Genomic DNA, 11,930 nt, shown 5'->3' on the forward strand with positions numbered 1-11,930 from the left:
TTATCCCAGATAGTCGATCGCACAAACTGCAACCGCCACTGTTACCGCAGAACCGACTTTAACCCCTCCTTGTAAAAGGGGGGGATTTTTGCGGCGAAATATTTGTTTAGGGACTAAAAGCCTTTTCTGGGCGGGCAGAATGCCCACCCCACAAGCAGATTCACTCTTTGTGGAACAGGCATCTTGCCTGTTCTTGAGAATTGTGGAAGATATCAGTTCGATCGCACAAAGTGCAGCAGCTTCTGCTACGCTGGGCGTCCCGACTTTTTTTGCTGCCACATTTGAAGGATTGGGGACTTCTACGGAGCTTAAAATGTCAGCAGCAAAGGTTTTTAACGGCCAGTTTCGCCTTTGACAAAGTTCCAGCAAGCCGACTTCACCTGCTTTAGTGTCTATTGTAGCAATACCTGCGATCGCACTTTCGGCTAAATGATAACCGCGACAGACATTTTGAATCGCAGTTTCGATTAATTCTCGCGCTGTTCCCCGTTCGCAACCTATCCCTATCCACAAAACTCTCGGATGCCACTGAACCTTTGGCATTGAAGATGTTGGTGAGAATCTTCTTTGCGTGAAACTAATCCAAATTCGGGCTTTGATAGTTGATAAAATTTCCCCCTCCCAATACAAAGAATGTTTTTCTGGCAGACTGTTTTGCCACAAAGTAGAACCAACTTCTTGAATTACTTCGACAGTTTCCCCTCTAGCAAGAGCCGCCGCCACTCCTGTCCAGTCACCTTCGCCCCGCCTCCAACCGCTGGGAATCTCTAGCATATCTAACGTAAATTCATCGCTCATTATTCAGTTATCTATTCTGTAGTTTCACTGTAACCGCAATCTCAAAAAAAACTTAACACTCTGTTGACTGAAAATTTTGGTATAATTGTAGCGCAAACTACAACAAATCCAACATTTAAGATGGTAGAACTAAATCAGTTACTGTTAGAGCTTGAAAGCAACCTCAAATGGGAAGGACTTATAGAAGAATGGACAGAACGCCGGGAAAGTTGGGTTAGCGATGCGGCAGCATCAGTTAACCTGACATATCTAGCAGAATTGCTAGTTGAATTGGAATCTAACTTGCAGTGGGAATCGGTGGATATTCAGTGGCAAGAGCGCCGGGAAAGTTGGGTAGAAGAATGTCTGGGAGCATCGATTGTTCAAGAAGTATCAAGTTTATTGCTGGAACTTGAAACCAATATAAATTCGGAAGCTATGGCTGATGAATGGCAGCAGAATCGCGATAATTGGGTACAGCAAATGCACAATTTTAACCAGTAGTTTCGAGGAGTCAGAGCCTGTAGATATTGCGTTTTCAGGCTCTAAAATTTCCTAATGACTAATGATGCATCTTTCTGCCAAACCGCATTCAGAAAAATATCAGCGAGTCCTTCAGCCATTATAGCAATCCTAAATGAATCGTAAAAAGATGTAGGGGTAGTGCCCCCGTGCCTACCCTGCCCCCGTGCCTACCCTGCCCCCGTGCCTACCCTGCCCCCGTGCCTACCCTGCCCCCGTGCCTACCCTGCCTCATGGGGCAACCACGGTGGGTTTGCCCCTACAAGAATTACACAAATGATTTAGGATTGCTATACCTGCATTTGCTGCCAAGAAACATTCGGCTCCATAATCGTATTTTGACTGAATGGCGCGACTGCAAACATTCCCAAAAATACCTGAGCGACAATCTTCGGATTCATCTTTGGATAAACTTGTTTTTCCATCACCGTTTCCAAATAAAGCCTCAGCCACATAGCTCATTATAAAAAACCACCAGTCTAAATCAATAAAATTTGTACAAATATAGCACAAACTGCAAACAAGACAAAATTTAATATGGTAGAACTAAACCAATTACTGTTAGAGTTTCAAGCCCACCTAAACTGGGACGCAGTGACGGAAGAATGGAAAGAACGTCGCAACTGTTGGATGAGCGAGGTGTCAGCCACAATGAACGAAAAACACCTAGCCCAATTGCTAGTTGAATTAGAATCAAATTTTCAGCGAGAAGCGGTACAAAGTCTCTGGAAAATGATCCGGGAAAGTTGGATAAAAGAAGGTCATATAGCATCGACGCTGGAAGAAGTATCAAGTCTATTGCTGGAACTTGAAAGCAATACAACTTGGGAAGTAATGACGGATGAATGGCAGGAAAATCGAGAGAATTGGGTACAGCAAATGTATAAATTTATAGAGTAATAATTCACTTAGTCAAAATCAAGTTTCATGGTGAATGATGTCCCTCCTGTGCGGTTGATTGTCTCGCTTCCCTCAATTACTTTAAATCCCGATCGCTCGTACAAACTCAGGGCTCGATTCGAGCTTCTGACACTCAGGGATAGCGATCGATAAGAGACTTGTGCTGCTGACAACAAACGAGCCAGCAACTGCGTTCCTACACCCTGATTTCTATATTCTGGAAGAACGGCGATCGCCAATTCCGGGATAGTATCGTCAACCCAGCCAAACCCCTTGTCATCCTCTGGAAACAAACGCACCCAGGCGGCTCCTACAGGCTGGCTGTCGTTCAATTCGATCGCTGCGAAGCCCAGATCGTTTGCGCGTCCCCAGTTTTTGACATATTTCGCAATTAAAGGATGATTGACAACCGCTTGCACCGTTGATTCGCCTTCTGCTGCCACGTGCGCCGCTTCATACAGCATTTGCCAGAGAAAAGGCTCGTCTTCCTGCGTTAGCGGGCGAATAGAATAGTGCAAAATTTGGCCCATAACAACTTTTCCCTGTGACCCTAATTATTCATCCTTGACTAAAACCCCATTCAGAAAAATATCTGCGAGTCCTTCGGCCATTTCCTGCATTTCCTGTGGAGAAGCATTGGGTTCCATAATCGTATTTTGACTGAAACCAGCGACTGCAAACATTCCCAAAAATACCTGAGCGACAATCTTCGGATTCATCTTCCGATAAACTCCTTTTTCCATCGCCGTTTCAAAGAAAGCCTCAGCCACATCGCTCATTTTTCCGATGACTTCCAACTGAATTCGATCGCGCAAATCCGGGTGAAATTGCGCCTCCAAAAAACACACCCGCATCATGTCGCTATTCTCGCGGATATTCAGCATCCGCCGCCGCATCACCTGAGCCACTGCTTTGTAACTGCCCATCTCGCTCAATTCTGTCAGCAAATCCGTCAGCAACTCCACCCATCCTTCCGTCGCCACCTCAATCAAAATAGCTTTTTTATTATCAAAATGCCGAAATAGTGTACCCTCCGCCACCCCTGCCGCCGCTGCTAAATCGCGAGTTGTCGTGCCATCGTATCCGCTGCGGGCAAACAACCGCTGAGCTGCTTGTAAAATCCGCTTCTTAGTTTCTGTTTCAGAAGGAGGAGACTGATTAAAAATTCGCATGGCTTTGCAATCGGTAATTGGCGACTTGGAACTACGGGTTCGGGACTGAAGGGCGAAATAATGTTAAGTTTTAAGTTGTGCGTGACTTTAATCTTAAACTGGAAGTAGCGCAACAGATCGCTTATGCCCCAAACATCTTTATGCTTAAAAAGCATCTCTTGTTATTCGGCATAAACTTCTTGCCCTTTGACAATCCAAAATCTAAAATCTAAAATCTAAAATCCAATGACCCTTTTGGAGATTTGCTGTATCAGCCTAACATCTGCGGCACAATAGATCGCTTATGCCTCCAAAAATCTTTATCCTTAAAAAAGAATCCCTGGCCACCGAGCACAAACATTTTTTTGTTTGACACTCCACAATCCAAAATCTAAAATCTAAAATCGAATGACCCCGCAGTTCCAAAAACTCCGTAAAGCGAAGCTATCCCGTAGGGAATCGCCCGATCGCCAAACTCGATTCATCGCCTCCCTGCTGGCCGCTGTACTGCTGTGGTGGGGCATTTCTCCCGAAATCGCCCTCGCCCGCCCCAACCCCGCTAGCGGCTCCCAAACAGTCTCTGTTCAACCATCGCTCGATCGAGTAATCAGCCAAGTCAGCGAATTTAAGCTCGACAACGGCATGAAATTCATCGTACTCGAAAGGCCCAGAGCGCCCGTAGCATCGTTTCTGATTCACGCCGATGTCGGCGGCGCAAACGAACCCGACGGTCAAACAGGTGTCGCGCACTATCTCGAACATTTAGCCTTTAAAGGCACGCCAAAAATCGGCACTACCGACTACCAAGCCGAAAAGCCGCTCTTAGAAAAACAAGACCAACTCTTCGAGCAAATGCAAGCAGCCAAGGCCAGCGGCAAAACTCAAGAAGTCGCCACATTAAAAGCAGAATTTGACAAAGTTGAAGCCGAAGCTTCGCAATTTGTCAAGCGCAATGAACTCGGCAAAATAGTGGAACAAGCAGGCGGAGTCGGACTAAATGCCGCTACTTCCACCGACGCCACAATGTATTTTTACAGCCTCCCAGCTAACAAGTTAGAAATGTGGATGTCGCTGGAATCCGAGCGATTTCTAGAACCAGTATTTCGGGAATTTTACAAAGAAAAACAGGTAATTTTAGAAGAGCGCAGGCTGCGAACCGAGAATTCTCCGATCGGACAAATGGTTGAAGTTTTTGCCAACAAAGCTTTCTCTGCTCATCCCTACCGCCGTCCCGTAATTGGCTACAGTGAAGACATTAAAAACCTCAGCCGCAGCGACGTGCAGAAGTTTTTCGAGACTCACTACGTCCCCAGCAAGCTGACTGTGGCGGTGGTAGGAGACGTGAAAGCTGCGGAGGTGAAGCGACTCGCTCAAATTTATTTCGGCCGTTACAAGGCGAAACCAGCGCCTCCAGAATTGCAGATTGTCGAACCTCCCCAAACGCAAACTAAGGAAGTGACGCTGCAATTAAAAACTCAACCTTGGTATTTGGAAGGATACCACCGGCCGGCGATGAATCATCCCGACAATGCGATTTATGAAATGATTGGTTCTTTGCTCAGCGATGGCCGCACTTCTCGGCTTTACAAATCTTTGGTTGAACAGCAGCAATTGGCGCTGGCTGCTCAAGGTTTCAGCGGTTATCCGGGGGAAAAGTATCCGAATTTGATGTTATTTTACGCTCAAACTGCTCCGGGCCGCACGGTTGATGAGGTGGCGGCAGCTTTGAGCAAGGAAATCGATCGCCTGAAAACTGAGCCGGTTTCTGCTTTGGAATTGGATCGCGTGAAAACTCAGGCGAGAGCCGATTTATTGCGATCGCTCAATTCTAATATGGGCATGGCATTTGCGCTGGTGGACTATCAAGTAAAAACTGGTTCGTGGCGAAATTTGTTTAAGGAATTGGATGCGATCGCGGCTGTTACTCCGGCTGACATTCAGCGTGTCTCTCAGGCAACTTTTCGCCCTGAAAATCGCACGATTGGTAAACTTTTGCCACTGTAAGAAGAAGGCACGACACGGATTTTGACACGAATACACGGATGAATTGTCGAGCGTGAGGCATTCATCAGAAAGAAGAAAGAAAAACTCGTTCTCAGGCCTGCCCATTCCTGATAACTTAAGACTAAAACCCATAATAAATGTCGCTTTTAGTCGAGTCTATATCCCCCTAAATCCCCCTTATTAAGGGGAGTAGGGGTTGACTTTGAGAACACTCTTGTCCCCCCCTTCTTAAGGGGGGTTAGGGGGGATCTAGACTTCGCTACAAACAAGAGAGACGATCGGTTTAACGTTAAGTTGTCACCAATGGGCAGAGCCGGGGAACGCAGATCCAGAGGCCCTGCCTCGCTATGTCACAATATAAAACTTAGGAGAAAGAATGAAAAGGACTAAATTGAGACTGAAAAAAGTAAAGTTATTTCTGCTATCGCTTTGCTTTTTTACTGTTTCACTTGGCACGTTTAATTTGTTACCTTCCTTTGCGGCGGCACCCAAACACTACGACGAATTAACATTCCCGCAGGTGCCAGAAATTAAACTGCCTAAATACACTCGCTTCGAGCTAAAAAATGGCATCCGGGTGTATCTGATGGAAGACCGGGAACTCCCGCTAATTGGGGGAACGGCGCTATTTCGCACGGGCGAGCGTTTTGAACCTGCCGATAAAATTGGATTGGGAGGATTGACGGGAGAAGTGATGCGAACTGGCGGTACTAGCCGGCATACGGCTGATGAACTAAATCAATTGCTAGAACAGCGAGCAGCTTCGGTAGAAACGGGGATTGATGTTGCTTCTGGTACTGCTAATTTTAGTGCTTTAGCTGAAGATGTGGAACCAGTGTTTGACTTATTTGCGGAAGTGATTCGGGAGCCAATCTTTGAAGCAGAAAAGTTGGATTTAGCGAAGAACCAAACTCAAGGTGCGATCGCCCGCCGCAATGACGATCCTGACGGTATTACCGGCCGCGAGTTTCAAAAATTAATTTACGGCGATCGCAGTCCTTACGCGCGCACGGTAGAATACAAAACCCTCGCGAATATTTCCCGCGACGATTTGGTGAGTTTCTACCAGAAATATTTCCATCCCAAGAATATGATTTTGGGTATTTCTGGCGATTTTGATACAGCTAAAATGCGATCGCTCGTCGAGGAAAAATTCGGCAACTGGCAACCGAGTCAGAGTGCAGAAGTGCCTGCGCTACCAACGGTATCGCCAGCAAAAGGCGGTGGCGTATTTTTGGTAAATCAGTCGCAATTAAGTCAAAGTTACGTGCAGATGGGACATTTGGGCGGAATGCTCAGCAGTCCAGATTACGGTGCTTTGGACGTAATGAACGGGGTTCTGAACGGTTTCGGTGGCCGTTTGTTCAATAACGTGCGATCGCGCCAAGGCTTAGCTTATTCAGTATACGCGGCTTGGAGTCCGAGATATGACTATCCGGGGGTGTTTGTCGCTGGAGGCCAAACGCGATCGGACGCGACAGTACCGTTTATCCAGGCAATTCGGGCAGAGATCGATCGTATCCGCACCGAACCAATTACCCCGGAAGAATTAGCTTTTGCTAAAGATTCCACCCTAAATTCTTTCATCTTCAAATTTGAAAATCCGAGTCAAACTTTGTCGCGATTAATGCGCTACGAATACTACGGTTATCCCGAAGATTTCATTTTTAGCTACCGTCGCAGTATCGAAGCAGCAACAATTGCTGACGTGCAGCGCGTAGCCAAGACTTACTTGAAACCGGAGAATCTGGTGACATTAGTAGTGGGAAATAGTGCGGCAATTCAACCGCCGCTATCGAGTTTGGGAACTGCGGTCAAAGTGCAATCTGTTGATATCACAATTCCCTCGGCGACTTAAATTTATTTGTGATTATGAGTCACCGATCCGGGTAGGGACACGGCGTTGCCGTGTACCTACGTTTTGCCGCACAATCGTCAACTAAAAATCAATAGTCAAAGGAGCTCTCGGAAACGGAATCACATCGCGAATATTCCCCATTCCCGTCATAAACTGCACCAACCGTTCAAATCCCAAACCAAAGCCAGCGTGAGGCACAGTACCGTAGCGGCGCAAATCCAAATACCACCACAACTCCTCCTTATTCATGCCCTGCGCTTCCATGCGCCGCTCCAACACATCCAGCCGTTCTTCCCGCTGGGAACCGCCGATAATTTCCCCAATATTCGGAGCCAAAACATCCATTGCTCGCACGGTTTTCTCGTCTTCGTTTAAACGCATATAAAATGCTTTAATCCCGACTGGATAATCGCTAACAATTGTCGGCTTCTTAAACAAATCTTCAGCCAAATAGCGCTCGTGTTCCGACTGTAAATCTAAGCCCCAACTTACCGGGAAATCAAACTTTTTGTCGGCTTTTTCCAAAAGTGCGATCGCCTCCGTGTAAGTAATCCGCTCAAACTGATTGTTAATAATATTTTCAGCCGTAGCCAAAACCGTCTTATCAATCCGCTCATTGAAAAACTCCATATCCTCCGGGCAGTGATCCAAAACGTACTTAAAGATGTACTTTAAAAACGCCTCAGCCAAATCCATATCACCCTGCAAATCGCAGAAAGCCATCTCCGGTTCAATCATCCAAAACTCAGCCAAATGTCGCGAAGTATTGGAATTTTCCGCTCGAAAAGTCGGGCCAAAAGTGTAAACATTGCCAAAAGCCATTGCCATAACTTCCGCTTCCAACTGGCCGCTAACTGTTAAATAAGCGCGCTTTCCAAAAAAGTCTTTCGCATAATCAACCTCTTGCGAATCTGTGCGCGGCACGTTCTTTAAATCAAAGTTGGTAACGGCGAACATTTCCCCCGCACCTTCGCAGTCACTAGCAGCAAGAATCGGAGTGTGAACCCACAAAAAGCCGCGTTCTTGAAAAAATTGGTGTACCGCCGCCGAACAAGCATTGCGGACTCGAAACACAGCGCCGTGCGTGTTTGTGCGCGGCCGCAAATGGGCGATTGTCCGCAAAAATTCCAATGAATGGCGCTTTTTTTGCAGCGGATAAGTTTGCGGGTCTGCTTCGCCGTAAACTTGTACTTGTGAAGCTTTTAATTCAATTCGCTGTCCTTTCGCCGGTGACGCTACCAGCACGCCAGACACTTCTAAAGATGCACCTGTATTTAGTTGTTTGAGTACATTTTCAAAGTCTGGCAAATCCGCATTGATGACTACTTGCAAATTAGCCATCGCCGAACCGTCGTTGACTTCCACAAAGGCAAATTCTTTTAATTCGCGTTTGGTACGCACCCAACCTTGAATAGTTACAGTGTCGTCGGGTTCGCCACCGCGCAAAATTGCTGCAATTCGTTGATTTGTCATATCCACTCCCGTTTATTTAATATTATTTTGCACCATATTTCTCTCTTTTCTCTTCCTCTGCGCCCTCTGCGCCCTCTGCGGTAAAAAAATCCAAAACTATCCCGCATAGGATTTCAAAATCCAACCCAGCAAAATGCCCAGTCCCCCAAAGCGAACTGCTTGCCAAAAAGGTTGTTTTATGCTTCCCCAAGAAAACAGACTGCTTTCTAAATTTAACTCGATCGTTTCCAATTCTTGCTCAATTTCCCGCAATTCTTTTTTGAGTTCCGGCAATGGATTTCGGCGTCCCGACTGGCGGATTTCTTCGCGCCGATGGCCTAGTTCGACTTGGCGCTGTCGATCGACCTGAATTTGAGTGTAACGCTCTTTAACTGCCGCGAGCGATCGCTCCACTGCTGCGATCGCTTGAACAAACTCACTTTCTTGCTCTTGGGGATTTAACTCTGACGGCTGTTGAGGCATTTCGATCCGTAAACCTGACAATAATAATAAAAAAAACCGATTTCCAATTAAGTTGTTATTATATGCAGTATATTTTTTAAATTCAGAAACGGCAGCCAAATCCCTATAATTGCCAATTATGCTTGAAACTACACAAACAACCCAAACTGTCAACCTCAACGAGCTGAGCACGGTAGAACTAGCCCAAGCTCTAGCCGCGCGCCTCGCCATCCACGAAAAAGATTGGCACCGCCTGAAAGCCAACCGTTCCGCGCGGGCCTGCGAGCAAGCTGCGGCCGCTTTGGTCTTTTTGCTCAAAAAACAGCCCGAAGAAGCTCTCCCGCGCTTAAACCAAGCAGCAGGATGGCTGGATCGATCGATATCTGCTCCTCCCTGTCCCACCCACGGCAAATAATTTTGAGTTTTGAGTCTTGAGTTTTGACTTTTGAATTGATTAGTCGCTCAAAACTTAGACAATCGCGCCGCTCGATCGAGCAGCGCGATTGTGAGTTCAAAAGATTTATACTTTTTTGACTCAAAACTCACATTTTGCATTATTATCAGCTATCAATAGCCACATCCTCCAAATTCTCACTGCAAACTTCAGCCCGGAAACCAAAAAAATTCCAGGACTAGCTGAGGTGAAAACTGCTGCCAACTGGCGGTGCTAGCGCAAGCGAGGCAGTCGGTAGCGACTGGGAAGTTCTTTGCACAGCCGTAACTCTGTACCTTGAGAATTCCACTCTACCCGATCGAATATTTGGTAAAGAATAAACAACCCCCTACCACATTCCTGTTCCACATGGGGGAGTGCCGATTCATCTGCAACATCCTCTGCTAGGAGAGTGTCGAAATTATCGGTATCAAGATCGCAACCGCAAGGAGCCTTAAAGCCAGCACCTTCATCCGATATCACCCACCAATATTGGTTTTGGACGATCGAAAAACGGACTCCAACAGTTTTACCGGGGTCTAACTTGTTACCATGCTTAGCAGCATTTACCAAAGCTTCTTGAAGCCCCAACCGCAATTCCGCTTGCCAGTGATCCGGAAGCTCTGCTAGGAGCAGATCCAAAATAGGACAAAGGTATAGAGTAGAAGCGAAGCTAATCGTAATCCAATTGCGTCCGACGGGACGAGGTGAAATAGCAATCACTCAGAAAACTCCCTAACTTTCAGGTGGATAAAGTTCACACCCTGCATAGTTGGCTCCCTAGTATTCAAAATGCTAATTAATTGAGCGGCGCAGCTCTACTTCTATCTTAGAGTATCAAAGCAATTAAGAACAGCAAACAACGTCACAAAATATTCTGCGATTCTGAGAAACTTCTGCAGAGAACCATCAGTAATTTTACTTATAACTTCTTCCAGCCCCGAAATTTTTGATTTCAGCTTTTGCCAACTCGCAACCAAACGGTTAGCTGCATCCCCCAAGCCGTCAACACCTCTTGAACAAACGATCCCCACCTGGAAAAGCCCGCAAATAACTATAAAAAAGTCGATCCCTTGACCCTCGCCCATCAGGTTCGACCCTCGCAGCCGCTGGGCAAGCTGCATCGCCCAGAACTTGGTCTTGCCACCAAACAGCAAAATCATCATACCTAGGTATGTTGCAGCCAAAACCCGATTTATTTTCCAAAATGCGATCGGGCAAAATATCTCGGATTGCTGCGATCCTCACAAAATCAATATTCGTTACAAAACTTATTAATACTGAGTACGGGCGATCGCCAGAACCCAACTCGCCAAACTTGACGAATCCTTTGCTGGCCTAAGCCCAGCGCGTTTGCAAAATTTTATAAATCTGAGCGTCGCGATACAATAGTTAAAGTAAATAATTATTTCTTTACATCATGCAAACAACCCCAGCCATCACCACAGCCCCCATCGCCGGCACTTACTGGCAGTGGCGGGGGCATTCAGTATACTACGTTCGATCCTCTTCGAGGGCTTCGCTAACGAGCGATCGGCATCCCGAACGCCCTCCCCTGCTGTTAATTCACGGTTTTGGCGCGTCCACAGACCATTGGCGCAAAAATATCAGCGGCCTGAGCAAAGACTTTGAAGTCTGGGCGATCGACCTGATCGGATTCGGGCGATCGGCAAAACCCGAAATGCAGTACAGCGGCGACCTCTGGCGCGACCAACTCCACGACTTTATCACCAACATCATCGGCCGGCCCGCCGTACTAGCCGGCAACTCCCTCGGAGGCTACGCCGCCTTGTGTGTCGCCGCCCAGCGCCCCGAATCAGCCGCCGGACTCATATTAATCAACAGCGCCGGCCCCTTCAGCGAACCGCAGCCCGCACCCGAAGCCCCGCCCTTGCAAAAAGCCATATCTACGGTAGCTAAAACCTTATTTCAGCAAGATTGGGCAAGTTTTCTGCTGTTCCAGTACGTGCGCCAGCGATCGACAATTCGGAAAACCCTAGAAAAAGTTTATCTCGACCAAAGCGCCGTCACAGACCAATTAGTAGAAGAAATTTACCAACCATCCTGCGATCCTGGTGCCCCCAAAGTATTCGCTTCCGTATTCAGAACACCCCAAGGCGAAAAAATCGACGTATTGCTGAGTCAATTAAACTGCCCGCTGCTAATGCTGTGGGGAGAAGGCGATCCGTGGATGAATTCTACAGAAAGAAGCGCCAAGTTTCGCAAACACTATCCGCAGTTGACAGAACACTTTATCAAAGCTGGTCACTGTCCCCACGACGAAGTACCAGAACAGATAAACGAACTGATTCGCGCATGGATAATTGACAAGGGCATTGTTCACTGTTGACTGTTGACTGTTGACTGTTGA

Annotated in this window: 15 protein-coding genes; 7 read left to right on the top strand and 8 right to left on the bottom strand. The window is 46.9% G+C overall.

The features are described from left to right. Positions 1-798: a cobalamin biosynthesis protein gene (locus QUA44_RS19050; RefSeq protein ID WP_333253276.1), complete on the bottom strand. Its 798-nt coding sequence runs from the start codon at positions 796-798 to the stop codon at positions 1-3. A 120-nt stretch (positions 799-918) separates the two neighbouring features. On the opposite strand from QUA44_RS19050, the gene QUA44_RS19055 reads away from it, so the two are divergent. Next, positions 919-1,281: a hypothetical protein gene (locus QUA44_RS19055; protein ID WP_333253278.1), complete on the top strand. Its 363-nt coding sequence runs from the start codon at positions 919-921 to the stop codon at positions 1,279-1,281. Between the two features lie 308 nt (positions 1,282-1,589). Here QUA44_RS19055 and QUA44_RS19060 read toward each other — a convergent pair whose 3' ends face one another. Further along, on the bottom strand, positions 1,590-1,724 hold the full coding sequence (locus QUA44_RS19060; RefSeq protein WP_333309856.1) for a hypothetical protein: 135 nt from the start codon (positions 1,722-1,724) through the stop codon (positions 1,590-1,592). Between the two features lie 112 nt (positions 1,725-1,836). On the opposite strand from QUA44_RS19060, the gene QUA44_RS19065 reads away from it, so the two are divergent. Continuing rightward, the gene (locus tag QUA44_RS19065) at positions 1,837-2,199 is read left to right on the top strand and encodes a hypothetical protein (protein WP_333253281.1); all 363 of its coding nucleotides are present in this window, start codon (positions 1,837-1,839) and stop codon (positions 2,197-2,199) included. An 8-nt stretch (positions 2,200-2,207) separates the two neighbouring features. Here QUA44_RS19065 and QUA44_RS19070 read toward each other — a convergent pair whose 3' ends face one another. Further along, a complete protein-coding gene (locus QUA44_RS19070) occupies positions 2,208-2,729 on the bottom strand; it encodes a GNAT family N-acetyltransferase (RefSeq protein ID WP_333253283.1) in 522 nt (173 codons plus the stop codon). Positions 2,730-2,753: 24 nt separating this feature from the next. Then, a complete protein-coding gene (locus tag QUA44_RS19075) occupies positions 2,754-3,371 on the bottom strand; it encodes a helix-turn-helix domain-containing protein (protein ID WP_333225407.1) in 618 nt (205 codons plus the stop codon). Between the two features lie 387 nt (positions 3,372-3,758). On the opposite strand from QUA44_RS19075, the gene QUA44_RS19080 reads away from it, so the two are divergent. Continuing rightward, positions 3,759-5,354, top strand: a complete 1,596-nt coding sequence (locus tag QUA44_RS19080; protein WP_333253285.1) for a pitrilysin family protein — start codon at positions 3,759-3,761, stop codon at positions 5,352-5,354. Between the two features lie 376 nt (positions 5,355-5,730). Further along, the gene (locus tag QUA44_RS19085) at positions 5,731-7,212 is read left to right on the top strand and encodes a pitrilysin family protein (protein ID WP_333253287.1); all 1,482 of its coding nucleotides are present in this window, start codon (positions 5,731-5,733) and stop codon (positions 7,210-7,212) included. A gap of 81 nt (positions 7,213-7,293) precedes the next feature. Here QUA44_RS19085 and asnS read toward each other — a convergent pair whose 3' ends face one another. Continuing rightward, the gene (gene asnS, locus QUA44_RS19090; protein WP_333253289.1) at positions 7,294-8,685 is read right to left on the bottom strand and encodes an asparagine--tRNA ligase; all 1,392 of its coding nucleotides are present in this window, start codon (positions 8,683-8,685) and stop codon (positions 7,294-7,296) included. 96 nt (positions 8,686-8,781) lie between these two features. Continuing rightward, complete coding sequence (locus tag QUA44_RS19095) at positions 8,782-9,147, bottom strand: DUF2203 domain-containing protein (protein ID WP_333253291.1); 366 nt, start codon at positions 9,145-9,147, stop codon at positions 8,782-8,784. 118 nt (positions 9,148-9,265) lie between these two features. Here QUA44_RS19095 and QUA44_RS19100 point away from each other — a divergent pair, with 118 nt between their 5' ends. Beyond that, a complete protein-coding gene (locus QUA44_RS19100; protein WP_006631172.1) occupies positions 9,266-9,541 on the top strand; it encodes a DUF6439 family protein in 276 nt (91 codons plus the stop codon). A gap of 252 nt (positions 9,542-9,793) precedes the next feature. Here the strand turns inward: QUA44_RS19100 and QUA44_RS19105 are convergent, their stop codons facing one another. Then, on the bottom strand, positions 9,794-10,282 hold the full coding sequence (locus tag QUA44_RS19105) for an anti-sigma regulatory factor (protein ID WP_333253294.1): 489 nt from the start codon (positions 10,280-10,282) through the stop codon (positions 9,794-9,796). A gap of 101 nt (positions 10,283-10,383) precedes the next feature. Then, positions 10,384-10,725 (bottom strand): hypothetical protein, encoded by a 342-nt coding sequence (locus QUA44_RS19110; RefSeq protein ID WP_333253296.1) that lies wholly within the window; start codon positions 10,723-10,725, stop codon positions 10,384-10,386. A gap of 8 nt (positions 10,726-10,733) precedes the next feature. Between QUA44_RS19110 and QUA44_RS19115 the strand changes: the two genes are divergently transcribed. After that, positions 10,734-10,901, top strand: a complete 168-nt coding sequence (locus QUA44_RS19115) for a hypothetical protein (protein WP_333253298.1) — start codon at positions 10,734-10,736, stop codon at positions 10,899-10,901. Between the two features lie 78 nt (positions 10,902-10,979). Continuing rightward, positions 10,980-11,909: an alpha/beta fold hydrolase gene (locus QUA44_RS19120; protein WP_333253300.1), complete on the top strand. Its 930-nt coding sequence runs from the start codon at positions 10,980-10,982 to the stop codon at positions 11,907-11,909. Positions 11,910-11,930: the final 21 nt, after the last annotated feature.

Origin of the sequence: Microcoleus sp. N9_A2, assembly GCF_036701775.1 — a bacterium.
Taxonomy (GTDB): domain Bacteria; phylum Cyanobacteriota; class Cyanobacteriia; order Cyanobacteriales; family Microcoleaceae; genus Microcoleus.